18 protein-coding genes and 1 tRNA gene are annotated in these 24145 nt (G+C 61.6%); 7 read left to right on the forward strand and 12 right to left on the reverse strand.

Annotated features, from left to right (window positions below; genetic code table 11):
- Positions 1-13 precede the first annotated feature (13 nt).
- From JL2886_RS16440 to JL2886_RS16450, 3 genes are all read right to left on the reverse strand, one after another.
- Positions 14-1894, reverse strand: a complete 1881-nt coding sequence (locus JL2886_RS16440; RefSeq protein WP_065272985.1) for a monovalent cation:proton antiporter-2 (CPA2) family protein — start codon at positions 1892-1894, stop codon at positions 14-16.
- A gap of 105 nt (positions 1895-1999) precedes the next feature.
- Positions 2000-3220 carry a PAS domain-containing protein gene (locus JL2886_RS16445; protein WP_065272986.1) on the reverse strand — a complete coding sequence of 407 codons (1221 nt, stop codon included), beginning with the start codon at positions 3218-3220 and terminating at the stop codon, positions 2000-2002.
- Between the two features lie 61 nt (positions 3221-3281).
- On the reverse strand, positions 3282-3737 hold the full coding sequence (locus JL2886_RS16450) for an Lrp/AsnC family transcriptional regulator (RefSeq protein WP_065272987.1): 456 nt from the start codon (positions 3735-3737) through the stop codon (positions 3282-3284).
- Between the two features lie 144 nt (positions 3738-3881).
- On the opposite strand from JL2886_RS16450, the gene hppD reads away from it, so the two are divergent.
- A complete protein-coding gene (hppD, locus tag JL2886_RS16455; protein ID WP_065272988.1) occupies positions 3882-4982 on the forward strand; it encodes a 4-hydroxyphenylpyruvate dioxygenase in 1101 nt (366 codons plus the stop codon).
- Between the two features lie 235 nt (positions 4983-5217).
- On the opposite strand, the gene JL2886_RS16460 is transcribed toward hppD, so the two are convergent.
- Positions 5218-7989 (reverse strand): hypothetical protein, encoded by a 2772-nt coding sequence (locus JL2886_RS16460; protein ID WP_237028389.1) that lies wholly within the window; start codon positions 7987-7989, stop codon positions 5218-5220.
- A 144-nt stretch (positions 7990-8133) separates the two neighbouring features.
- Between JL2886_RS16460 and JL2886_RS16465 the strand changes: the two genes are divergently transcribed.
- The gene (locus tag JL2886_RS16465; protein ID WP_065272990.1) at positions 8134-8853 is read left to right on the forward strand and encodes an SIMPL domain-containing protein; all 720 of its coding nucleotides are present in this window, start codon (positions 8134-8136) and stop codon (positions 8851-8853) included.
- Between the two features lie 88 nt (positions 8854-8941).
- Here JL2886_RS16465 and JL2886_RS16470 read toward each other — a convergent pair whose 3' ends face one another.
- The 3 genes from JL2886_RS16470 to JL2886_RS16480 all read right to left on the reverse strand — a co-directional run bounded on the left by JL2886_RS16470 (position 8942) and on the right by JL2886_RS16480 (position 12531).
- Positions 8942-10234, reverse strand: coding sequence for an O-acetylhomoserine aminocarboxypropyltransferase/cysteine synthase family protein (locus tag JL2886_RS16470; protein WP_065272991.1), 1293 nt, complete (start codon positions 10232-10234; stop codon positions 8942-8944).
- Between the two features lie 280 nt (positions 10235-10514).
- A complete protein-coding gene (locus JL2886_RS16475) occupies positions 10515-11747 on the reverse strand; it encodes a 50S ribosomal protein L11 methyltransferase (RefSeq protein WP_420480631.1) in 1233 nt (410 codons plus the stop codon).
- Positions 11748-12455: 708 nt separating this feature from the next.
- Positions 12456-12531: transfer RNA gene (locus JL2886_RS16480), tRNA-Thr, on the reverse strand.
- Between the two features lie 197 nt (positions 12532-12728).
- Between JL2886_RS16480 and JL2886_RS16485 the strand changes: the two genes are divergently transcribed.
- Positions 12729-13604: a hypothetical protein gene (locus JL2886_RS16485; RefSeq protein ID WP_065272992.1), complete on the forward strand. Its 876-nt coding sequence runs from the start codon at positions 12729-12731 to the stop codon at positions 13602-13604.
- Positions 13605-13634: 30 nt separating this feature from the next.
- Here the strand turns inward: JL2886_RS16485 and JL2886_RS16490 are convergent, their stop codons facing one another.
- Positions 13635-14072 (reverse strand): hypothetical protein, encoded by a 438-nt coding sequence (locus JL2886_RS16490; RefSeq protein WP_237028390.1) that lies wholly within the window; start codon positions 14070-14072, stop codon positions 13635-13637.
- 201 nt (positions 14073-14273) lie between these two features.
- Between JL2886_RS16490 and JL2886_RS16495 the strand changes: the two genes are divergently transcribed.
- Positions 14274-15266: a hypothetical protein gene (locus JL2886_RS16495; protein WP_065272993.1), complete on the forward strand. Its 993-nt coding sequence runs from the start codon at positions 14274-14276 to the stop codon at positions 15264-15266.
- 19 nt (positions 15267-15285) lie between these two features.
- Here JL2886_RS16495 and JL2886_RS16500 read toward each other — a convergent pair whose 3' ends face one another.
- Positions 15286-16179, reverse strand: a complete 894-nt coding sequence (locus JL2886_RS16500) for a LysR family transcriptional regulator (RefSeq protein WP_065272994.1) — start codon at positions 16177-16179, stop codon at positions 15286-15288.
- Positions 16180-16312: 133 nt separating this feature from the next.
- Here JL2886_RS16500 and JL2886_RS16505 point away from each other — a divergent pair, with 133 nt between their 5' ends.
- From JL2886_RS16505 to JL2886_RS16515, 3 genes are all read left to right on the forward strand, one after another.
- A complete protein-coding gene (locus JL2886_RS16505; RefSeq protein WP_065272995.1) occupies positions 16313-17503 on the forward strand; it encodes a cytochrome P450 in 1191 nt (396 codons plus the stop codon).
- Positions 17504-17578: 75 nt separating this feature from the next.
- On the forward strand, positions 17579-18610 hold the full coding sequence (locus JL2886_RS16510; RefSeq protein ID WP_065273778.1) for a TRAP transporter substrate-binding protein: 1032 nt from the start codon (positions 17579-17581) through the stop codon (positions 18608-18610).
- A gap of 153 nt (positions 18611-18763) precedes the next feature.
- The gene (locus tag JL2886_RS16515) at positions 18764-19648 is read left to right on the forward strand and encodes a DMT family transporter (RefSeq protein ID WP_065272996.1); all 885 of its coding nucleotides are present in this window, start codon (positions 18764-18766) and stop codon (positions 19646-19648) included.
- A gap of 409 nt (positions 19649-20057) precedes the next feature.
- On the opposite strand, the gene JL2886_RS16525 is transcribed toward JL2886_RS16515, so the two are convergent.
- The 3 genes from JL2886_RS16525 to JL2886_RS19620 all read right to left on the reverse strand — a co-directional run bounded on the left by JL2886_RS16525 (position 20058) and on the right by JL2886_RS19620 (position 24093).
- Positions 20058-21098: a fatty acid desaturase gene (locus tag JL2886_RS16525; RefSeq protein ID WP_065272998.1), complete on the reverse strand. Its 1041-nt coding sequence runs from the start codon at positions 21096-21098 to the stop codon at positions 20058-20060.
- Positions 21099-21411: 313 nt separating this feature from the next.
- Complete coding sequence (locus JL2886_RS16530) at positions 21412-22767, reverse strand: TRAP transporter large permease (RefSeq protein WP_065272999.1); 1356 nt, start codon at positions 22765-22767, stop codon at positions 21412-21414.
- A gap of 3 nt (positions 22768-22770) precedes the next feature.
- Positions 22771-24093 (reverse strand): TRAP transporter small permease subunit, encoded by a 1323-nt coding sequence (locus tag JL2886_RS19620; RefSeq protein WP_065273000.1) that lies wholly within the window; start codon positions 24091-24093, stop codon positions 22771-22773.
- Positions 24094-24145: the final 52 nt, after the last annotated feature.

The raw sequence follows: 24145 nt of genomic DNA on the forward strand, positions 1-24145 counted from the left end.
GATCTGGCCGCGATCAGGAGGACTTTTGGTCCTTCTGCTCGGCCAGTTCCAAGAGGGCCGTCTCCAGATCCTTTTCCAACTCGCGCGCGCGGGCGATATAGGCCTTGTTTTCACTGGCCGGAGTGCCGGGCACCCAGTGCTTTGCCAGCTCGCGGATGGTCAGGCGATCATGGGCATAGAAGGTCTGTTCGGCCTGCGCGGCCTCATATTCGCTGAGGCCAATCCGCTCCAGCACGTAACGCCCGGCACGCAGGGAGCTATCGAACATTTCCCGCACGATGTCATTGGCACCGGCCTGATACAGATCGAAAACGTGATGCCGGTCATAGGCCCGGGCGATGATGTGGATATCGGGGTAGTTGCGCCGCACATAGTCCACCAGTTTCACGGTGTTCTCCGGATCATCCAGCGCCACCACAAGGATCTTGGCCTTCGCAATGCCGGCGGCCTTCAGTAGCTCGGGCCGGGTTGGATCGCCAAGAAAGCTTTTGACGCCGAAACGGCGCATCAGTTGAACGGCTTCCATGTCGTTGTCGAGCAGCACCGTCTTGAAGCCGCTGGCGCGGACCAGCCGGTTGACGATTTGGCCAAATCGGCCGATGCCGGCAATGATCACGGGGCCTTCCTCGTCGATTTCATCCGGGGCATGCTCCACCCGCGCCTCGCCCAACCGTTTGGACAACAGGTCATAGGCAATGAACAGCAGCGGCGTGATCAGCATCGACAGGGCGATGATCAGCAACAGTTTTTCCGACAGGGCGGGTGGGATAACGTTGAGCTGCCGGGAAAAGGCAAGCAGCACGAAGCCGAATTCACCTGCCTGCGCCAGCCCCAGTGTGAACAGCCAATGCGCCCGGCGGCGCAGGCCGAAGGCGCGGCCGACGAAATAAAGCACCAGCCCCTTGGCGACGATCACCAGCAGCGCGAGGCCGATCAGATCGCCGGGGCTGGCGAGGAACAGGCGGTAGTTGATCCCGGCGCCGACGGTGATGAAGAACAACCCCAGAAGCAGCCCTTTGAAAGGGTTTAGGTCGCTTTCCAGCTCGTGCCGGAACTCGGAGTTGGCCAGAACCACACCGGCCAGAAAGGCACCAAGCGCCGGGGACAGGCCGACCAGCGTCATCAGGAAGGAGATCCCGACAACGATCAGCAGCGCCAGCGCGGTATACATTTCCCGCAGGTTGGAGGCATGAATAAAGCGGAACAGCGGGCGGGTCAGATAGATCCCGGCCAGGATGATAAAGGCAACAGCGGCAATGGTGATCAGAGTCACGGCCCAGCCGGGCATGCCTTCAACCAGAGACAGCGAGCCATGCCCACCGTTGTGACCGGCCTCGGCGGCGCGCTGGATCGACCCGTCGGAGCCGATTTGCGGGCCACCGGTGGTCGCCAGCAGCGGCAGGAAAGCAAGGATCGGAATGACGGCGATATCCTGCGTCAGCAGCACCGAGAAGCTGGCCCGTCCGCCGCCGGTCTGCATCAGGCCCTTTTCTGACAGGGTCTGCAGCACGATCGCGGTTGAGGAAAGCGATAGCGCGAGGCCGATTGCAAGGCTCACCTGCCAAGGCTCCCCGGCGGCCATGGCAGCGCCCATCAGGGCCAGGGTACTGAACAGGACTTGCAAACCGCCAAGACCCAATAGCTTGTGCCGCATGGCCCAGAGTGCCCGCGGCTCAAGCTCCAGGCCGATCAGGAACAGCATCATCACGACGCCAAATTCGGCAAAATGCTGCAGGTCCTGGGTTTCAGAGCCGACAAAGCCGAAGACTGGTCCGATTAGGATGCCGGCTGCAAGGTATCCCAGCACCGAACCGAGCCCCAAGCGCGCTGCGATTGGGACCGCGATGACGGCGGCGGCGAGGTAAATCGAGGCTTGGTAGAGAAACGCGTCCATGCCGAAGGTATGGCAAGCGACAGCCGCCTTGGCAACGGGTTAGGGCAGCTTGGGGATGTAGGCCGGGCCTATTGCGCCTGTTCCGCGACAGGCCCGGGCATGGTGTTATTTCTCGTGGATGCGGATGTCGCCGGACAGTTTCTCGATCCGCTCCAGCCGCTCGGAAATCCGGCGCTGGAAGACGCCAAGCTGGTCGATGATGTCCGACAAGGTTTCGCCCGATTCCGGGAGGCGTGCGCTTTCGATCTTACACAGCACCCGGGTCGAGCTGAGGCCAAGGAACTGGCGGTGCATGACCTGGCAGGCGTGCATGATTCTGTCTGCTTCGCGGTTGACGTCTTCCTGGCCGACGCGTTTGCGGTCCAGCTGGTCATTCACGATCTGCTTCAGAACGGCGCGTTCATGCGCCATATCGATCTCGCCCAGGGCGCGGCGTTCCATGCTCAGCTGTTGGTCGCACTCCTGCAGCATGCGGGTGATGCATTGCACCATCAGGCTGGTGTTGACGGTGGATTTGATGGTGGCAAAGGTGCTGTTTTCGCCCATCACATGGGCGGCGAACCAATCGGACATCTCGCGCGACATGGAACCGTAGTTCTGGGACAGGACGGTGACTGGACCGCCAGCCGGTTCGATACGCGATGCAATGACCCGCAGATTGTGGGGGATCGTGTGCATAGCGTCGAAATCCTTGACCAGACCTTCGGTCTGATCAACAAGGACCTGGGCGTTGTCGAGCATTCGGGCAAGCGCCAGCAGCGTTTCGTCCACCGGGTTCCCGAGGGCCGCATCGCGGGCCTTGAATTCCTCGCACAGAGCATGGGCTGCGAATTGATCGTAGTCTTCAAACCCTTTGCTGCGCACCCATTCCATCATGATTTCGGCGCTTTCGTCGGGGGAGAGGCCTTCCTGCTCTTCCGCCAGGCGCATCGTCTCGTAGATGGTCTGCACCTCCTCAAAGACCGGGCTGGTCGGCTTGATCCGGGCGGAGAGATAGCCATCCTTGTGGGGCACCACGACGGCGAAGACCCAATAGTACAGGCCGTCCTTGGCCAGGTTCTTGACATAAGCGCCGATGGTTTTGTCGGCCTTGATGGTGTCCCAGAACAGCTTGAACACGCCACGTGGCATATCCGGGTGGCGGATCACCTTGTGCGGTGCGCCGATCAGTTCAGGCCAATCGTAATCGGCAACCCGCCGGAAAATATAGTTTCCGGCCTCAATAACTCCGCGCTTATCGGTGCGAGAGAAAAACACTTCGTTCAATTTGAACGGGGCTTCTCCGCTGGACGGGCGGGTTTCAATACGGCGGTCGACAAATGACATTAGGTGTTCCCAGCTTTAGGCATGCGCAATGCATCTTTAGCGTGAGAATCTTCCCGTATCGTTAAGTCGGCAGGGGCGCATCGCGTTTTAACTGCGCCATTACGATCTGGCTTTGCACCCGCGCAACGGCTGGGTGTGTCAGCAGAACATCGTGGATCAGCGTGTTCAGCGCCTCAAGGTCGCGGCAATAGACCCTCAGCAGGTAGTCGGCCTCGCCGGTCATGGTCCAGGCTGAAGTGATTTCGGCTCGGGTGCTGACCAGCCGGGCAAAGCTGGCCGATTGTTCAGGGCCATGGCTGCCCAGATGCACCTGTACAAATCCTTGCACCGCCAGCCCCAGTTTCGCCGCATCCAGCCGCGCCGCGTAACCCTGGATATACCCTTCGGCCTCCAGCCTTTGCCGCCGCCGTCCGGCCTGACTGGGTGACAGGTTCAAAAGCTCCCCCAGCTCCTGCGCCGTGAGGTGGGCGTTCTTCTGCAACGCGGCCAGAAGGCGGGTGTCGGTAGAATCGAGCATATGCGTGGTATTCCCGAAAAGACTGGAAAGTATGCGGTAAGTGCGCATGAAATCCTATCAGGAGGCCAATTAATGCGCAAACACTGCGTATCGAACGCGCTATCTTTATAGCAGAATTGAAACGCGCAATCAGGAGGAGCACCCATGGGTCCGTTCCCGCACAATGCCCCGAAATCCGTCATCAGCGAAGAGAACCCCGCAGGCACCGATGGTTTTGAATTCGTCGAATTCGCCAGTCCGGAGCCGCAGGAGCTGCGCGACCTTTTCACCAAGATGGGCTACGAGCTGGTGGGCCGCCACAAGACCAAGCCGGGTGTCGAGCTGTGGCAGCAGGGCGATATCACCTATATCCTGAACGCTGAAAAGGGCAGCTTTGCCGAGAAGTTCGTCGAAGAGCACGGCCCCTGCGCCCCTTCGATGGGCTGGCGTGTTGTGGATGCGCAAAAGGCATTTGATCACGCTGTTGCCAAGGGCGCCGAGCCTTATGAAGGCGATGACAAGACCATGAATGTGCCCGCGATCAAGGGCATCGGCGGCTCGCTGATCTACTTCATCGACCAGTACTATGAGACCTCGCCCTACAACGAGGAATTCGAGTGGCTGAAACAATCCAAGCCGCGCGGCGTGGGGTTCTATTACCTCGATCACCTGACCCACAATGTCTACAAGGGCAACATGGACAAGTGGTTCAAGTTCTACGGCGAGTTGTTCAACTTCAAGGAAATCCGCTTTTTCGACATCGAAGGCAAATTCACCGGTCTTCTGAGCCGCGCGCTGACCTCGCCCTGTGGCCGTATCCGCATCCCGATCAACGAGGATCGTGGCGAGACCGGCCAGATCGTCGCCTACCTGAAAAAGTACAAGGGCGAAGGCATCCAGCACATCGCCGTGGGTACCGAGAACATCTACGACTCCACCGACGAGATTTCCGAGCGTGGCATCAACTTCATGCCCGCCCCGCCGGAAACCTACTATGACCTCAGCCATGACCGCGTCGTGGGCCACGAAGAACCGATCGAGCGCATGAAGAAACACGGTATCCTGATCGACGGCGAAGGCGTCGTGGATGGCGGTGAGACCAAGATCCTGCTGCAGATCTTCTCCAAGACTGTGATCGGCCCGATCTTCTTCGAATTCATCCAGCGCAAAGGCGACGATGGCTTTGGCGAGGGCAACTTCAAGGCGCTGTTTGAATCCATCGAGCAGGAGCAGATCAACAACGGTGAAATCCAGGCCGCCGAGTAATCCGGCGCGGATCCGGGGCTGCCTTTGGCGGTCTCGCGGTCTGGTCTGATTGTGTAAAGAGTGATTGGACCGGCTCCTGTTTGGGAGCCGGTTTTTTCATGTCGGTAGCGCATGTGAATGTGCGGTAGAGGACATGATGCCAGGTGGTCAGCGCAACACTTGCTCTTGCATGCCTTCGTGAGGAGTTTGTGGGGGGCAGGGAGGAACGGCGGAAAGAACCGGCTGCAGGTCAGTATTACTCGGGCATTTCCAGCGTGTGGTTGCGGCCGCTTTTCTGGTATTGCAGCCGAGCATCGCCGATGGCGACGACACGGCCACCATCCAAACGGTCGCCGACTTGGACCTTGCGATAGCGGCCACTCGGCAGGCGCACCAGTGCGCGACGGTCGGCAGAGGTGCCATAGACGCCGATCAGGTTCAGGCGGCGCAGGTTGATCGCATTGGTGATGGTGGCCTGCCGCGACACCGAGGCCGAGCTGGGCAGGCGCGGGGTAACGGTGGCAGGCACGGCTGCGGCGGTGGCCACGGCTGTTGTGCTGCGCTGAGCTCGGTCAACAATGTTGGAGAAATTCGTCGGCCGCGCCCGCGGGGTGACAGAGGTGGCAACAGCCAGCGCGGTGGCGGGCTGGCTTTCCTGTTCTTCGGTCTTCAGTGAGGCCGGGCGGATGCGCGGGCGCAGGCTGGCCAGTTCGGCGCGGCTGCGCCCGCCCAGCTGTGCCCGTTCCACCTGTTCGGTGAGGTCGGCAGGCCGGGCACGCGGGCGCAGTTGCGACAGGGCTTCAAGCCGGGCCGCTTCGGCCTCTGCGGCTGCTGCCGCCTCGGCCACGGCGGGGTCGATACGTTCCGGTGTAGGCGGTGGCACGACCGGCGGGCGGCCCAGGAAAACCATCACGCCGTCAGGGTTCACGGTGCCTTCGGGCGTGGCTTCGACGAGCCCGCGCCGGTCCAGCGCGATGGCACTGCCTGCGGCAGCGGGAGAGCTGACGACATCCGGGGCGTCATCGGTGCTCGCATCCGGTTGCGGTGGCAGGGCGACGGCGTCCTGCGACAGGTCGGTATCGTCGATCGAGGCCACATAGATACCGTCCAGATCCACCACCGCCGGGACCTGCGCGATTTCGGGCACCGCCTGCCAGATGCCGGTGGCGGCATATTGCGCGGCCTGCTCCAAGGCGCGGTCTTCGGCGCTGAGAGCTTCAGGTTCTGTTTCGGTCGCGGTGTCATCCAGCACACCATCGGCGATGGCTTCGGGGTCAAGCCGTGCGGTCTCGATATCGGCTTGATTCTGCGCGTCTGCAGTACCGGGGGTGTCCTCGGTGTCGGGAAGGAAGGTCACACCCGGGTCCGGCTGGTCCGGCAGGGCGCTGACCTGCGGCGCAATGGGCCGGTCTTCGGTGTCTGCCGTCATTAGATCTGCAGGTGTGGTTTCAGCAGGTTCCGCGGAGGCCAGCGGCACAGAAGGTGCTTCGTCCGGGATCTCTGGCACTGTGGTTTCTGCCGGAGTTGCATCGCCTGGCTGCGGTGCCTCTGGTTCCGCTGCCGGTTCCGGCTTGCTGCCCCGCAGGGGGGTATCCTCGGCAGCGGGCTGATCCGAGAACCGGCCAAACAATCCGCCCGGGGACACAAAGGCGAGCGCGGCGACGGTCACCATGAAAACCACCAAGAGGACCGTCAGGACCAGTCCCATGTTGCGCGGTTTTGCCGGGGCGCGGCTTGGTGCCGGTTTTCCGGATCCGGCTTTCTTTCCCAGCAGGCGGGCCAGCAACCCCGGAACTGCGCTCTCGCTTTTGCCGCTTTGCGGCTGGCCTGGCGGTGGCGTGATCGGGGTTGCGGGCGCCGCGCTGGCAGAGTCGGGCTGTTTCTTAGAGACCGGAGCGGCAGGCCCCTCGGGGGTACCGGTTTTCTGCGGTCCCTGACCCCCTTTCTGAGCGGTGATCTTGTGATCGGCCACCGGCGTCGGTGCTGCGCGGGTGGCGCCAGCGAGGGCAGGGGCCGCAGCGCCGCTGTCTGCCTTCCGGCGCCGGGTGCTGAAACCCATGGCCGGTCCCTGATCTTCGCCGGGTTCTTCCTCTGCTGCGCCCTCGGCGCCAGCCTTCGCAGAGATTTCGATCCGCGGGGACTTATCCCCGGCAGTCTTGTCCTCAGGGCGTAGAGGCTGGGCCTCGGTCTTGCCATCATCGGGCGTTTCCGCCTGCGTATCAGCAACGGAAACAGCGTCTTTGTCGGCGCCTTGGTCAGGGACACCCGGTTTTGCGGCTGGATTTTCCTCAGCGGTCTCCGGGGCCGGTTCCTGAGATTCATCCGGCGCGCCTGCTGCAGGCGCTGCTTCGTCGGCGAGAACTGGGGTCGCCTCGGCGGGGGCCTCGGTTTCTTTTCCGGCAGGCTCGCTAATCTTCTTGGCCTGCGGCGCGCTCTTTTCGGCGGCTTTGGGCGCCCGCGGCATGACCGGCCCGATGTCGACAACCGCGATGCCATCCGGCTCAATCGGGGCGTCTCCGATCGCGGTGGAGGCGCCAAAGAACGGCTCCCCGAGAAAATCCATGTCGCCGGGTACGGCTACGAAACTGGCCGGGATGAACCCGTGTTCCAGCGCGAAGCCTTCGGCCTCTTCCAGGGTTTCGCGGGCGACGGCTGCCACATGGGTCAGCGGCCCGTCTTCGGAGATATCAAAGGACAGATCCGCCACAGCGTAGGGCGTGGCGCCTTCTAGCGCCTTTTTCGCCATCTCGCGCCGGGTGGGAGCGTCGGCAGTACCGGTTTCAACGGTCAGATAACGGATCTGATCGTTCGGAATCACCACCTTGCAACAGGTGGAGCCGCCCTCCGCCAGCGCCTCCCCGGCTATGCGCAGATCGGCCAATGCCCGAGGCAGATCCGGGTGGCTCAGCGGCACCTTGCCAATATTGCGCCAGCCGCCGGCGGCGCGGCGCAGAAAGGCAATGCCTTCCGAAGACAGAGAGAGAGCAAACCCCGGTTTCATAGTGCGGTCAAACCATCCAAATTCCATGTGCCCGGACCGCTAAGTGCCCGTCTGGCCTTGCGGGCAGACCTTAAAGCAGGAGTTCGCCGAGGAAAAGGAAAAGACGGGAAGAGCCCTTGTCTGTGGCAAGGAAACGCTCCCATCTTGGGGCACAACACAGGAGACGCTGAGATGAAGACGAAGGCGATACTTGCATCATTGATGATCTGGACCTGCTCCACCGGGGCGGTGCTGGCGGAGGCAGCGGGCCCGCGCCAGATCGTGGTCACCGGAGAGGCACACACCGAGGTTGCGCCGGACCGGGCCACCATCACTTTGGGCGTCACCGCCGAGGCGGAAGAGGCGGCTATAGCCATGCGTCAGGTGTCGGAGGACATGACGGCGGTGATTGCCGGGCTGCGTGAGGCGGGCATTGCCGCAGAGGACATGCAGACCCAATCGATTTCGATTGATCCGGTCTGGAGTGCCCGGCGCACATCCGATGGCCGGGAACAGCGCGAGATCACCGGGTTTGTTGCCAGCAATACGCTGGCGGTCCGGGTGCGGGAGCTGGATAATCTGGGACCGGTTCTGGACCGGGTACTGGCCGCCGGAGCCAATAATTTCAGAGGCTTGAGCTTTGGCGTTGCGGATTCCGCGGCGGTCATTGACCAGATCCGGGGCGATGCGGTGCGCGATGCCATCCGCAAGGCGCGGCAACTGGCCGAGGCGGCTGAGATGGAGCTGGGGCCGGTACGCTCGATCACAGAACATGGCGGCAGTGGCGGTCCGCGTCCGATGAAGATGATGGAAATGGCCCGCTCATCGTCGATGCCGGTCGAGGCCGGAAGCCTTGGTTTTGAACACAGCGTCTCGGTGGTCTTTGACCTGCGGGTGCCGGGTTTGGAATAACATTGGTAGCGTACAAAGTACGTGCCAGACATGAAAAGGCCGGGCGATTTGCCCGGCCTTTGTTGTGTTTGCAAACTGCGGCGCGGGATCAACCGCAGGCTTTGGTCAGGGCCTGATCCAGATCAGCGATCAGATCATCGGGATCTTCGATGCCGATGGAAATGCGCACTACGTTGGGGCCTGCACCGGCCGCTTCCTGCTGCTCGGGTGTCAGCTGGCGGTGGGTGGTCGAGGCCGAGTGGATGATCAGCGAGCGGGTGTCGCCGAGATTGGCCACATGGCTGAAGATATCCAGCGCATCAACCAGCTTGATACAGGCCTCATAGCCGCCTTTCACTGCGAAGGTGAACAAGCCGCTGGTGCCCTTGGGGTAGCAGGCCAGCGCCCGTTCGTAATAGGGCGAAGAGGGCAGGCCGGCATAGGTTACGTAATCAACGCGATCATCCTGCTCCAGCCAGCTGGCAACCTTGATGGCATTGTCACAATGGCGCTGCATGCGCAGGGACAGGGTTTCGATGCCCATCAGCGTGTAATGCGCCGCCTGCGGGTTCATCGTCATGCCCAGATCGCGCAGCCCGATGGCGATGCCGTGGAAGGTGAAGGCGAGCGAGCCGAAGGTCTCGTGGAACTTCAGCCCGTGATAGGCCGGTTCCGGTGCCGACAGGGACGGGAACTTGTCCGAGGCGGACCAGTCGAAATTGCCGGAATCGATCACCGCGCCGCCGGTGACTGTGCCGTTGCCGGTGAGGTATTTGGTAGTGGAATGCACCACCAGCGCGGCACCCTGGGCAATCGGGTTGCACAGGTATGGCGTGGCGGTGGTGTTGTCGACGATCAGCGGCACCCCCGCAGCATCGGCCACATCGGCCAGGGCGCGGATGTCGGTGACATAGCCGCCCGGGTTGGCGATGGATTCGCAGAACACCGCGCGGGTGTTCTCATCAATGGCATCTCGCACGGCGTCCAGATCGTCGGTGTCGACGAAGGTCGCCGACCAGCCAAAGCGTTTGATTGTCTGGCTGAACTGGGTGACGGTTCCGCCATAAAGCCGGGTCGAGGCAACCACGTTGCAGCCCGGCGCCATCAGCGGGAACAGGGCCAGGATTTGCGCCGCATGGCCGGAAGAGCAGCAAACCGCGCCGACGCCGCCTTCAAGCGTCGCCAGACGTTCTTGCAGCACCGCAACCGTTGGATTGGTCAGGCGCGAATAGATATAACCGACTTCTTGCAGGTTGAACAAAGCGGCCGCATGGTCCGCGTCGCGAAAGACGTAAGAGGTGGTCTGGTAAATCGGGGTCTGGCGGGCGCCAGTGGCCGGATCGGGTCGTGCACCGGCATGAATTTGCAATGTATCAAAGCCGTAGCTGGGGGCATCGGTCATATGTCTCTCTCCCTGAAATCGTGACTTGCCACAGGTGTAGGGCAGCACGGGCGCCCACACAACGCAAACCGGTGAAATCGGGACAGGCTACCTGCAACCCGCGCAGGTCGTGGGAAATTATTCCTGGCCTGTGAGTTATTCCTAGCCTGTGCCGGGGAGGCCGTCGTGAGAAGGGGATGGCGCCTCTGACATTGGCTCCAAAACACATGCGGCCCAAGTGAATGCAGCGCCGGGCGGGGGGCGCGGCGCTGCATGGGGGCATTCTTCGTGAGAAGCGGGCCTAGTGGAAAGAGGGGCCCTGATGCTCGATACCTGTGGGAGGGGTCTGCCCCCAGATCGGGGCGGCATCGGCGGCAAGAGCGGCATCCGCCTGCGGTGCGGGGCGCAGGTTCCAGGCCGGGTGCATCCAGACAGCAGCCTGATCGGCTACTTTTGTGCGCAGCTCGTCCTCATGGACCGACAGGCTCAGCTGTGCGGAATCGTGCTGGGCGGTCACGGCAAACTGCAGCCCCGGCCAGGCCTTGGCGGGCTGATCCAGCAGATAGGCCGTTCGGCCCCAATGGCCGTCAGAGGCCAGTCCGTTGTCCACCTGGATTCCCGGAGCCAGCTCCATCTCGAAGCTGACAAGCACGGCCTGCAGGGTGCCTGCCTCCGTGCAGGTCAGATCCGCCGTGGTGCGGGCCGGTTTGAGGCTGGGCCGGGTGAAATCGAAGTGGAACAGCTCCGTCGTTGGCCCCAGCGGGCGCAGGTTGCAGGCCGCGAAATCGTTCGGGGTGATCTGCGCAACGCGGGCAAAGTGGTGAAAGGCACTGAGATCAAAGCCTTCCGCCCGTTGCGGGCGCCACAGATCAAGCAACTGATCGCTTTCCACGGCTTGCGCCACCAGGGTACCGCGTTCCGGGATGGCGCGCGCCTCGGGCTTGGCCAGAGCGCCCATGGCATGGGTCAGTGTTGCCAGCGCGCCTTCCCCCAGAAGGACCGTGTCGACGATTTCCGAAATCACCACATCTGCCGCTTCTGGCATGTCCTCACCAATGACGATCTCATGCGACCATTTCGGGATCACGGTGATGCGGTCAGAGAGACCATTGTCAGCGATGACGCGAGTTGCGGCCTCGGCGATCAGCGGCTGCTGTTCGCAGGTGTAGACGTGTTTCGCCCCGGCGCGCGCGGCCAGCATCGCCGTTAGACCGGCGCCGCAGCCGATGTCCAGCACCACATCGCCCGGTTTTACCTTCGCTGCGATCGCCTTGGCATAGGCGCTGTTGCGGGCCGTATCCGCCAGCATCGGGAAATGCCAGCGCGGCACGAACATCTGGTGCAGCCGTTCCTGGAAAATCTGCGCCTCGTGGTTCCGGGGATCAAGCGCAAGGGCCTGGGACAGCATCTGCGACGTCCTGCGGCCCCCATCGGTCAGAGGCATGGATTTTGCGAGCTCTACAAGTTTCTCTGCGCCGTGCGCAGCCTGAGAGGTGTTGTCCTGAGGCGAATGCGGCATCTGATTTTCGGCCAACTTTTAGATTTCCTTATTTGAGGCAAATGCGATTAATCCCATATTGCGCAGACGCGTCTAACAAAGGGTAAAGCTGAACTAACGAAGCTGTGAATGCTTCATTGACTGCTGCCACGTACCTCGGCGCTCAGACCGGCCTGATCGGGATGGGGCGTCCATTTGATCGCGGTCCGGCGCCGAGATGTTTTTGCTCTGAATGCTGTGCGGGACAGGGGAGAGCACAGCGCGTGATCGGTCCACCCATAGCCCCTCTGCGATGCCCATGCTGCCGAGCCGACAAGGAGAACGATCCGTTCACGGCTGACCTTTGAGACGCAGATACGTCAACATCGCCTCCGACAGCGTCAGAACATCATACGTGACAGAGGCGTCTGCCGACGAGAGAGGAGCTTGCGGGGTCAGACTATGCCGAAGAAAGTGGTTGCTTGGGAGTTCCGCATCCTGAGTGCGGAGGCGATACCAGAATTCGTGGAGTTTGCAGGCAGCCCTGTTTGCCCGCGAGAGAGCGATGACGCGGGACCTGGTCCGCAGGGACTAGGAGATTTTTCCCGAAGAGTAGTGCTGTCGGAGGTCCACCGGCATACGGGGGTAAGTAGTAGATACCTTCCTTCACGAAGACATAGCTGTGCGAAATGGTCTCCAATTTGTTCTACGCCTCGCCTTGATCAGGCCAAAAGCTAACGTAAAACGATATCTTAGATGAAGGAGTGGTGCCCCCACACGGACTCGAACCGCGGACCTACTGATTACAAATCAGTTGCTCTACCAGCTGAGCTATAGGGGCGCTGCCGGGGAATTAGCGATATTGGGCGCAGCCTGCAAGATGGAAAACGCAAGCAATGTGCAATTCCTGCGTCTGGTTTGTGCAGGCCACTGGCCGCGCGGGCCTGCAGGGCATAGGGGCGCCTCGTTTGACCTTTGAACGCAGGCGGAGTAAGCCTTTAACCCGTTAAATCATCGCACAAGCAAGGCCCCGATTTCATGCAGGTCATCCTCCACGTGGGTGCACATGGCACCGAAGAAGACCGGTTGCTGAAGACACTTTTGAACAACAAGGAGGCGGCGGCGAAACGCGGTGTCGCTATTCCCGGTCCCGGCAAGTACCGTTACCTGCTGAAGGATTGCATGGGGGCGCTTCTGACTGGAACTCCGGCGCCGGACTCTGGCGAGGTCCTTTGGGATTCGATCCTGGAGCAGGAACATGCAGACCGGGTGATCCTGTCCAACCCGCATTTCTTCGGCTCGCAGCGGCAGGCGCTTGAGGGGCATAACTTCTACCCTGAAGCGGAAATGCGTATGGGGGCGCTTGCGCGGCTGTTCCCGGAAGATCAGCTGGAAATCCATATGGGGCTGCGCGATCCCGGCAGCCTGTTGCCGACCCTTCTGGCGGATGCCAGTCCGCAGCGTGTCGATCAGGTTCTGCAAAGCAGCGACCCGGTGGCCCTGCGCTGGTCGAACCTGCTGCTGCGCCTGCGTACCGCGGTGCCGGATGTGCCGATAACCGTCTGGTGTTACGAGGATATGCCGCTGAACTGGGCGCAGATCCTGCGGCAGATGATGGGCTTTAATTCGGAAGAGCGGATTTCGGGAGGTATGGATCTGCTGTCCTCGATCATGTCCACCGAAGGCATGAAACGGCTGCGCGCCTATCTGCATGAACACCGGGACATGACCGAGGCGCATAAACAGCGGGTGATCGCCGCCTTCCTGGGCAAATATGCCATCGACGAGGCGATTGAAGAGGAAATCGATCTGCCGGGCTGGACCGAGGATCTGATGGACACCCTGTCATACCTCTATGAGGAAGATCTGGAACAGATCGCACAGATCCCCGGCGTGACCCTGCTGTCGGCCTGATCCGGGGCCATTGGCCCGGGGCCCGTCTGCTCAGGGGCTGGCCGGTTGCCCTTGCCGGTTCACGGTCTGGGTCTCGACCGTCATATCATCATAGGTAAGCTCGATCGTGATCGTCTCGACGCTGCCTGGGGCAAAGGCGCGGTAGGGCAGGCCGTCTTCCTCATGAATGGCGTTCGGGGCGGCCTGATCCAGATGGCAGGTCGGCAGAGGCCAGATTTCCGGGCCGCCATCGTTGATCGATAGCCGGATCCGTGCCAGCCCGCAGCGCCAGGACCACAGGTGGGTGACATAGACCAGATCCTGTCCGTTGAAATCCCGGACCGAGATCCAGTTGGCGCGGGTGGCTGCCAGGATCGGCTTGACCTCTGCCGCGGTGGTAAAGGGCGGATCGGCCAGGGCGGGCGTCCCCAGTGTCAGGGCACAGGCCAGCGGAACCAGAAGATTTCGGGACAGGGGGGTAAACATCATACTCTTTCCTTCAACATGAGGGCCTTCAACAAAACGGGCCATTTAGCATAGCAGAGCATTGCGAAGACGCCCCCTTTGCAACAGCGTCCAGAGCCAGCACGCCCGGCGGGGCAGAATAGTTTTGACCCTGTCTGCATGGGATTATACTGAAGAAATGCACCCCGCACAGCCATCTTGAGCAGGCGGGCAAAGAGGTTTCAGATGGCAGAGCAGCCGCCCTTCAACATCGTAATCGTCGCTCAGAACGGCAGGTTGCAATACGAGGCGATCCTGTTTGCGGCCTCGCTCCGCCATGCCTCGCCGGGGTTCACAGGCCGCCTGTTCGTGGCTACGCCCCGGCCCGGTCCGCTGTGGAAAAAGGATCCGTCTTTGCGCAGCCAGCAGGTTCTGTCGGTGCTGGAAAGGCTTGGCGCAGAGATCCTGCCCTTTGACAGTCAGCTGTTCGGGGAAAACTATGCCTATGGCAACAAGATCGAGGCCTTGCAGGCATTGCCCGAGGGCGAGCCATTCGTGTTTTTCGACAGCGACACGCTGATCACCGGTGAGCTCTCCGAGGTGCCGTTCGATTTCAGCCGCCCCTCGGCCTCTTTGCGCTGCGAAGGGACCTGGCCCAAGCCAACGCTTTATGGGCCGGGCTATACCGGGATCTGGCGGGCACTTTATGACCGCTTCGGGCTCGATTTCGAAAGCAGCCTCGACCTGTCGCAGCCCGAGGGATACTGGCGGCGCTATCTTTATTTCAACGCCGGGTTCTTCTACGGCGCTTGCCCGCGCCGGTTTGGCGCGCGCTTTGCCGAATATGCCACCTCGATCCGGGATGATCTGCCAGTCGAACTGGTCGGCCAGTCGCTGGATCCCTGGCTGGATCAGATCGTGCTGCCTTTGGTGATCCATTCCTTTGGTGGTGGGCGCGATGCGTTGCCTTCGGGCTATCTTGATGGGCAGACCAGCTGCCATTATCGGCTGTTTCCGCTGCTCTATGCGCGCGAAACCGATCACGTCATTAAGGTCCTGCACGAGGCATCGGCCCCGAACTGGATCAAGAAGGTGCTGAAAACCTACGAGCCGATGAAGCGGATGATCTATCAGGGGCGGGGCGAAAAGGTGCGTGCGCTGTTTGATCAGGCGAACCTGCCACGGCGTGAACAGGCGATCCGCAACCGCATCAAATCCGAAGGTCTGTGGATGCGCTGATGACCCAAGGTCGCGCGGGTCAACAGACGCGGGCGATCTGGTCGCGCAGCCAGACGTGCATCGCTGAATGATGGGTGCGCGATGTCCAGGTCAGGTCGATTTCGAACTGCCCGGGAAAGGGGCAGGGCGCGGCCTGAACCCTATCCTTGAAATGTTCGGCCAGCCGCGAGGGCAGCGTAGCGATCATATCGGTGCCTTCCAGCAACTCCGGCAGGGTGGCGGGGCTGGGAATCGACATCACCTGGTTGAGCGATTTCCCTGCCGCTGCGATTTCCATCAGAAATCGGGACCGCCAGGAATCACCATAGTTCACAACCACTTGCGGCACGGCCAGAAATTCAGCTTCGGAGCGCGGCATGCGGTCCGGCGGGGCATCGCGGGCCATCACCATGACCGCATGTTCGCTCAGCAACGTGCGGCGGAAATAATTGCTGCCCTCGATCCGTACCGGCCCGATCAGAAGATCGCTTTCGCCGCGGTCCAGATGTTGCTTGCCTTCCACGGTTGAGGTCAGGATCGAAATGCGCAGTCCCGGCGCGCTGCGGCGCAGGTTGCGCATCAGTTGCGGCAGGATGGTGGCGCGTTCGTAGTAGTTACAGGAGATGGTGATCTCGGCCTCTGCCTCTCCAGGGTCAAAGGCGCGCGGTTCGGCCAGTTGCAGCACCTCGTCCAGCATCCGGCTGGAGGTGGCGACGATTTCCTCGCAGCGCTCGGTCGAGACCATGCGCCCGCCCTGGCGCACGAACAGCGGATCGCCAAAGGCGCGGCGCAGTCGGTCGATGGTATAGCTAACGGTCGACTGGTTGATGTTTAGCGTCTCGGCCGCCCGGGAAAACGACCGGTAGCCATGCACCAGTCGCAGGGTGCGCAAAGCAGCGAAATCAATGCTGAGTGGATCGGGATTGGATTTCATTTTCGCAGTCTAACCCGTTTGTACACCTCTTGTATTGAAAAATTGCATGTTCAAAATCAACAAAATCGGATTGCCTCATTTTGGCCGGAGCTTTTAGGCTCGTTCGGATCACGTCGCACTCGGGGAGGAGAAGATGACGGTTTCGATGCTGCAACAGGCACCGCAGGAGGAGACGATTACGATCCGGGACCTGACCCTGGATCCTTATCCGATTTACCAGCGCCTGCGCCGGGAAGCGCCCGTAGTGCGGGTGAAATCGCTGGGGCGCACCATGCTGACCCGCGCCGAGGACACCAAATACGTCAAAGACAACCCAGGCATCTTCAGCTCCAACGATCCCAAGACGCCGATGCAGCGGGCCTTCAGGGCGCATACGCTGATGCGCAAGGATGGCGCCGAACACGCGCGGGAGCGCGAGGCGATGGCGCCGACCTTTACCGGGCGCAATATCAAGGGTTGCTGGGAGGGTATCTATACCAAGATTGCCGAGGATTTCGTCGCGGGGCTGCCACGCGGCGAAACTGTGGACCTGTTCCCAGCGCTGGCGGGCCCCTTTGCGGCGCGCTGCCTGAAACACCTGTTGGGTATCCCCGAAGCCAGCGACGATGACATGCAGCGCTGGAGCCAGATCCTGATCGACGGGGCCGGCAACTTCGGCTTCACCGATGAGCTGTTTGCCCAGTGCGATGCGGCGAACGATGAAATGGATGCGCTGTTCCGTGCTGCGATCCCGCGCCACAAGGCCGATCCCAACCCCAGCGCCCTGTCTGTGATGGTGAATGCCGAGGATCCGATCCCCGAAAGCCAGATCTTTTCCAATATCAAGATCGCCATCGGCGGCGGCATCAATGAACCGCGCGATGCGCTGCTGACCATCCTCTACGGCCTTTTCACCAATCCTGAACAACTGGCCGAGGCAAAGGACAAGGCGCTATGGGGCCAGGCCTTTGAGGAGGGGGTGCGCTGGGTTGCGCCGATTCAGGCCAGCTCGCGTCTTGTGCTGGAGGACACCGAGATCCGCGGACACCTGATCCCCAAGGGCGATACGGTGATGACCATTCAGGCCTCGGCCTGCCGCGACGAAGAGATTTTTGAGGATGGCGAAAGCTTCAACATCTTCCGCGAGCGCAAGCCGCATCAGGCCTTTGGCAACGGACCGCATTTCTGTCAGGGCACACATATTGCCCGGCGCATGTTGGCCAATATCATGCTGCCGATGCTGTTCGACCGCTTCCCCAACATGACCCTGTCGGACAGCGAGCCAGTCAATTTCTACGGCTTCGGCTTCCGCGGCCCCCGGAACCTGCCGGTCACGCTGAACTGACAGCCACACACGTATAACAAAGGGGCGGTGATCTAATGCCGCCCCGGTCTTCATCATCATCTGGGAGGAAACATGATGAAACATACCCTGCTGGGCGCCGCGTTTTTTGCCGCGGCCACCGCATTGTCACCACTGATGGCACAGGCGCAGGAGGTGACGCTGCGGCTGCACCAGTTCCTGCCGCCCCCCGCCACCGTACCAAAGATGATCCTGAAACCCTGGGGCGCGCAGGTGGAGGAAGCCTCTGGCGGGCGGATCAAGATTGAGCATTTCGATGCCATGTCGCTGGGCGGAACCCCGCCGGGTCTGATGGATCAGGCGGCTGATGGGGTCGCTGATATGGTGATGACCGTGGTGGGTTATACGCCCGGCCGCTTCCCCAAGACCGAAGTGTTCGAGCTGCCCTTCATGATGACCGATCCAGTGGCCACCTCGAAGGCCTTCATGGAGTTGGTTGAAACCGACCTGCAGGAAGGCGAGTACAAGGACGTCAAGGTGCTGGGCGCCTGGGTGCATGGCCCCGGCGTGATCCACACCGAAAGCGGTGTGAGCAAGCTGGAAGACATGGAAGGGCAGACCCTGCGCGGTCCGACCCGGATCATCACCGATATGCTGAAGGAACTGGGCGCCACCCCAGTTGGCCTGCCGCTCCCCGCCATTCCCGAGGCGCTCTCCAAGGGCGTGATCAGCGGCACCGTGATCCCTTGGGAGGTCACTCCGGCGGTCAAGCTGACCGATCTAGTGGAACACCACACCGAGTTCAGTGGCAAGGAGGCGCTTTATACCGCGACCATCGTGCTGGTGATGAACCGCGACAAGTACAACGCCCTGCCGGATGATCTGAAGGCTATTCTCGACGCGGAATCGGGCCAGAAACTTTCGGCCTTTGCTGCCAAGGTCATGCTGGAGCGCGATGCGCCGGGCCGCGAAATCGCCGAGGACAAGGGCAATGAGATCGTCGTTCTGGACGAGGCCGAAGTGGCCCGCTGGAAAGAAAAGGCGCAGCCTGTGATCGCCCGCTGGATTGATGAGGTCGGCAGCAAGGGCATCGACGGAGAAGCCCTGATTGAACAGGCCAAGGCGTTGATTGCCAAACACGGCGGATAACACCCCAATCCCAGAACCGATGGGGTACGAAAGGGCGTGGGTCGCTGACCTGCGCCCTTTCTTTGTGCCGGGGATCCTGCGCGGGCGGCTCTGCGTTGCAAGTTGCGGGCTTTGCGGCGATAGATCGTGCAGAGGCAGCACGCAGGGGCGGACATGGGGTCTTTCAGATGGATGGGGCTGGGGGCGGTGATCCTGGCAGTGATGCTCTGGGGTACCACCGGGACAGTGCAGGCCCTGTTGCCTGCGGGCCGTGATCCGCTTGCTGTGGGGGCGCTGCGCCTGCTGTTCGGCGCCGGTGCCCTGTGCATACTGGCACTGATGCAACCCAAGAACCGACTGGCCCTGCGGCATCTGCCGCTGCCGGGTGTCCTGTTCGCCGGTGTGGCGATCGGCAGCTACAACCTGCTGTTCTTCTACGCGGTCGCGCTGGCCGGGGTCGGGATCGGTACCGCGGTCGCCATCGGCAGTGCGCCGATCTGGGCCACGCTGTGGGAGCGGTTTGCGCAGGGGCGCAGGCCCGGTCCTCTGCGGCTCATGGGGCAGGGGATGTCGGTTCTGGGCGTTGGTCTTCTGGGCTATGCGGGCGCAGGCGAGGGCGGCGCACTGTCGGGGGTTATCCTGGCGCTGCTCTCGGGTGGCTGCTATGCGGCCTATTCGCTGGCCACTAGTCGCATGGGCGGCACGCTGCCTTCGACCGTAATCGCGGCTTCGACCTTTACCGTTGCGGCGCTGGTAACTGCGCCGGTTCTGTTCATGGTGCCGCTCGATTGGCTGGCGGGGCCCTCCGCCTGGACCGGGTTGGTATTCCTTGGCGTTGGGGCCACGGCGCTGTCCTATGCGCTTTATACCTGGGGGTTGACCCGGGTCACCGCATCCACCGCCGTTACTCTGGCGCTGGCCGAGCCGGTCACCGCATGGTTCCTCGCCACCATAGTGGTGGGAGAGGCGGTAACGCCGGGCGGTCTGACCGGCGTGGTGATGATCCTTACGGGCCTGCTGGTGGTGACCCTGTTTCGCGACCGGGCGCCGGGGCGGTAGGGCGCCATGAGGCAGGACCTGCAACAGCTGTTGCTGCGGCCCCTTCGCCGGGGACTGTGCCTTTGTGCGGATATGAACAGGGCGGGGAGGCTGGCTGATATTCTGCCGCGCTGACGCTGGCAGGCACCGGATCAGAGATCGCCTCTCCCTTGAATTCCGGCGCGTCGAAATCGAACCGGCGCAGCAGCCGGAACAATGCCCTGCGCCGCAGCGCAGCCTCTTCTTTTTCGAGCAATTGATGCATGTTGATCAGACCCCACGTCCACAGATCGGAAAACCCTGGCATGCGCGTTGCAAACAGAGAGTTTCCGGCGATCCGGAAAAATAGCGAGAGTTTTCGGAGTATTAAGCTGAGTGAACCGCGTCTTTGCTCGTGAAAGACGCGGTTACAGGGTGGCTTTGACCTGGATCAGGCCGCCGCCAGCAGCGGGCGGGCCTGGGCAAAGGACAACAGCCGGCGGCTGTCTTCGTCCCAGAGGTGCAGCCGCGCATTGGCCAGGCTTTCGCGGATGGTCATGCGGTTGCTTTCGGCCAGTTCCTGATGGTCGCGCAGCACTTCGGTCAGCCGGTAGAACGGGATACGGCTGTAAAGGTGATGCACGTGGTGGATGCCGATATTGGCGCTGAACCACTGTAGCACGGCGGGCAGCTGGTAGTAGGAACTGCCGTGCAGGGCGGAGTCATGCAGCTGCCAGTCTTCGTTGCTGTCCCAGTTGGTATGTTCGAACTGGTGCTGCACGTAGAACAGCCAGACGCCGATGGTGGCCGCCAGCAGGGTGGTCGGCAGGAAGATCAGCAGCAACGGTTGCCAGCCGCCGAAATACCAGATCGTCAGCAGCGCCGCCGCAATGGCCAGATTGGTGAGCATGGCGCTGACCCAGTATTTCGCACTGTCCATCAGTCCCAACGGCACCCGGTTTTGCAGCAGGAACAGATAGCTGGGGCCAAGGCCAAAAAGCACAAGTGGATTGCGATAAAGCCGGTAGACAAGGCGCTGAAACGGACCAAGCGCGCGGTATTCGGCAACGGTCAGCGTGTGGACGTCGCCCATGCCGCGTTTGTCGAGGTTGCCGGTGGCGCTGTGGTGCACCGAATGGGTGCGGCGCCAGACATCATAGGGCGTCAGTGTGACAACCCCCATGACGCGCCCGATCCAGTCGCTGAAGGTCCGGTTGGGGAAGAAGGCGCCATGGCCGCAGTCGTGCTGAATGGCGAAGAGCCGCAGCAGGAAGGCGGCGTTGAAAAGAGAAATGCCGAAGGCCAGCCAGTAGCTGACCGACAGGCTCCACCAGGCCAGCGCCCAGAGAATCACGAAGGGAATGACGGTTGCACCCAGTTCAAAGGCGCTGCGCAGCTGGTTGGGATCCCGGTAGCCGGCAAGGGTTTTCACCCAGTCGCGTGCAGGAGTTGCACCCCGAGGGGTGCTGTGTAGGTCGGTCGTGTCGGTCATGCGCCTGCTGTATTATTGCTTCTTGATTGTCCCGATACCCTAGCAGATGGGTATGGCAAGCGAAATTTGAAACTCCTTTGCTGGAACAGGAACTGCGGTCATGGTCTGTGCGGGCGCTCTTGCGGCGTGAAAACCGGCAAAGAACACATTCAACTAGCTGATTTTGAGGGATAAAGCAGGTCGTGCTTCTCTGCTGGGCCGGGGATTGGCAGAGACAATGCGCCGCAAGGGCACAAAGTCACAAAAATATGAGCCGCCCCGGGGCGGAGCGGCTCATGGTTGGGCGTCTTGGCCGGTTGGGCGGCAGTCTTGCTTAGCCGTAAACCAGGCGCGGAAGCCATGTGATGATCTCGGGGAAGACCATGCAGAGGATCAGGCCGAGGATCTGCAGGCCAAGGAAAGGCAGCGCCGATTTGAAAATATCCGTCATCGGGATTTCTGCCGGAGCCACGCCGCGCAGGTAGAACAGCGCATAGCCAAAGGGCGGCGACAGGAAGCTCATCTGCATGTTGACGAGGTAGAGCACCCCGAACCACAGCACCAGATCCGCCTCAGAGGTGAGGCCAAAGGGTTCAGGCCCCATCGCCTTGATGATCGGCACAAAGATCGGCACGCAGAGCAGCAGGATACCCACCCAGTCAAGGAACATGCCAAGGACCACCAGGACGATCATCATGATGATCAGGATACCCCAGGGACCAAAGCCGGTTGCCTCCAGCGCCGATTGCACGAACTGCTGGCCGCCTTCGAGGACGTAGAGACCGACAAAGATGGTGGCGCCGAACATGATCCAGATCACCATGGCGCTGGCCTTGAGTGTGCCGATCGAGGCTTCGCGCACGGTCTGCCAGTCCAGCTTGCGGTGGATGGCGGCGACTATGAAGGCACCGAAGGTGCCGATGCCGGCCGCCTCAACCGGGGTAGCAACACCGGTAAAGATCACCCCCAGAACGATGACGATCAGAGCGATCGGCGCCGACATATTGCCCATCAGGCGCATCTTCTCTGCAAAGCTGACGCGTTCTTCCACCGGGATCGGCGGGCCAAGCTTGGGATTGATCGTAGAGCGCAGGATAACATAGAGCACATAGGTGCCCGACAGCATCAGCCCCGGAAACACCGCGCCGATGAACAGTTCGCCCACCGATTGCTCGGCCACCACGGCATAGATGATCGCCAGGATCGACGGTGGGATCAGGATGCCGAGCGTGCCGCCCGCCATGATCGACCCCATCGCGATCTTCGGATCATAGCCGCGTTTCAGCATCGCGGGCAGCGCGATGATGCCCATGGTCACCACCGCAGCGCCGATGACGCCCACCATGGCCGCCAGAACGGTTGAGGCGATGATAGTCGCGGCGGCAAGGCCGCCTTTGACGCCGCCCAGCACCTTGTAGATCACATCGAACATGTCGTTGATGATCCCGGCCCGTTCCAGCATAGAGGCCATGAAGATAAAGAGTGGGATCGCCGAGAGCTGATAATTGGTCATCAGCGGGAAGATCCGGCTGGGCACGATATTCAGTGCCCTCTCATCGCCAAGCACATAGAGAAACACGCAGGCCAGACCGCCGGTGACAAAGGCCAGCGGCAGCCCCGCCAGCAAAAGCGCCAGCAGCGAGCCGAACATGATGAGTGTCAGCCACTCAATTCCGATTTCCAGACCCATGTCTTAGGCCCCCTTCACGATTGCGCGCACGTCCTGCGCAAGCTTGGAAATGCCCTGCAGAACCAAAAGCAGGCCGCCGATCACCATGACCCATTTCATCGGCCACAGCGGGATTTCCCATTCATTGAAGCTGATTTCGCCCCAGCGGATATTCGGATCGGTCCATTGCGCCAGGCTCATGCTGCCCAGCATTTCACCAAATCCGATATTGCCGCGCGCCCATTCCGAGATGACCCCGTTGCCGGTCGCCACCGCGTTTGCGTCCAGCGCGAACTTGTAGCCGGTGAAGAGCAGGGTGAAGGCGAAGATGAAGAAGAAGATCGAGGTAAACAGATCCGCCCAGGCCCGTTTCGGACGGCTGAGTGGCGCATAGAAGATGTCGACGCGTACATGCGCCTCGGTCAGCATCGCATAAGAGCCGGCAATCAGGTACTGCATGCCGAACATCAGATACATCGCCTCGTGTGCCCAGTTGGTGGGCGAGCCGAAGACATAGCGGCTGATCACTTCGAAGTAATAGACGAAGACCGCGATTACCGCCCAATAGCTGACGAATTCACCCGCCATCAGGGATGTCCGGTCGATCCAGCCGGTCCGGCCCGTCGACACATGGCTGGAATCCTCGACCCGCTCAGATTCTTCCAGCGCCCGCAGGGCCCTTTCCGCTTCGCTTTCGGGTTCCTTCTCGGGCAGGTTCTGATTGGCGCGGCGCACCAGACCCGGCATCAGCACTGCATCGACCAGCATCGCCGCCAGCAGCACATAAAGCGCATAGGCGCCCACCTTGTTCCAGAAGGCCAGATTGTCGCCTGCCACTTCCAGCGCGGGGGTGGCGGTTTTCAGATCCTCGGTTGCCTGCGCGATCCTTTCGCGCCCGTCACTCAGCCGCTGTTCGGCGCGGGCGATGTTCTTTTCGGCGCGGCGTTTGGCAAAGGTGCCTTCTTCGGCCTCGGCCAGATCCGCGCGCATCTTGGGCAGGTCCGCCTCGGCGGCTTCGATCCGGCCAGTTTCGCGCTCCAGCGTCCGTTCCGCCTGACGCACCACGTTGGAGGCATCCGACAGCACGCTGCGGGCTTCCTGGCCGTTGGAGTTTGAGATCAGGATCAGAATGAAGACCGGGATGAAGGCCAGGCCCATCAGGCTGCGCAGATAGAACCGGTGCAGCCCCAGCATGCCGCCGGTCACGAGAATGAAATAGCCAAGCGCGTTGGTATATTTGCTGGGGCCGGTCCGTGGCCGCCTGGCCAGAACCATGGCCACCAGCGGAAAGACGATCAGTCCCACCCAATAGGCCCAATGGGGCAAGGTGACATCGAGGCTGGGCATGGGGTCCCCCGTTATTTTTGATTGTTTGAGGTCAGAGCAACGGACCCGCACG

This window comes from Phaeobacter gallaeciensis (assembly GCF_001678945.1).
In the GTDB taxonomy this organism is placed as follows: domain Bacteria; phylum Pseudomonadota; class Alphaproteobacteria; order Rhodobacterales; family Rhodobacteraceae; genus Phycobacter; species Phycobacter gallaeciensis_A.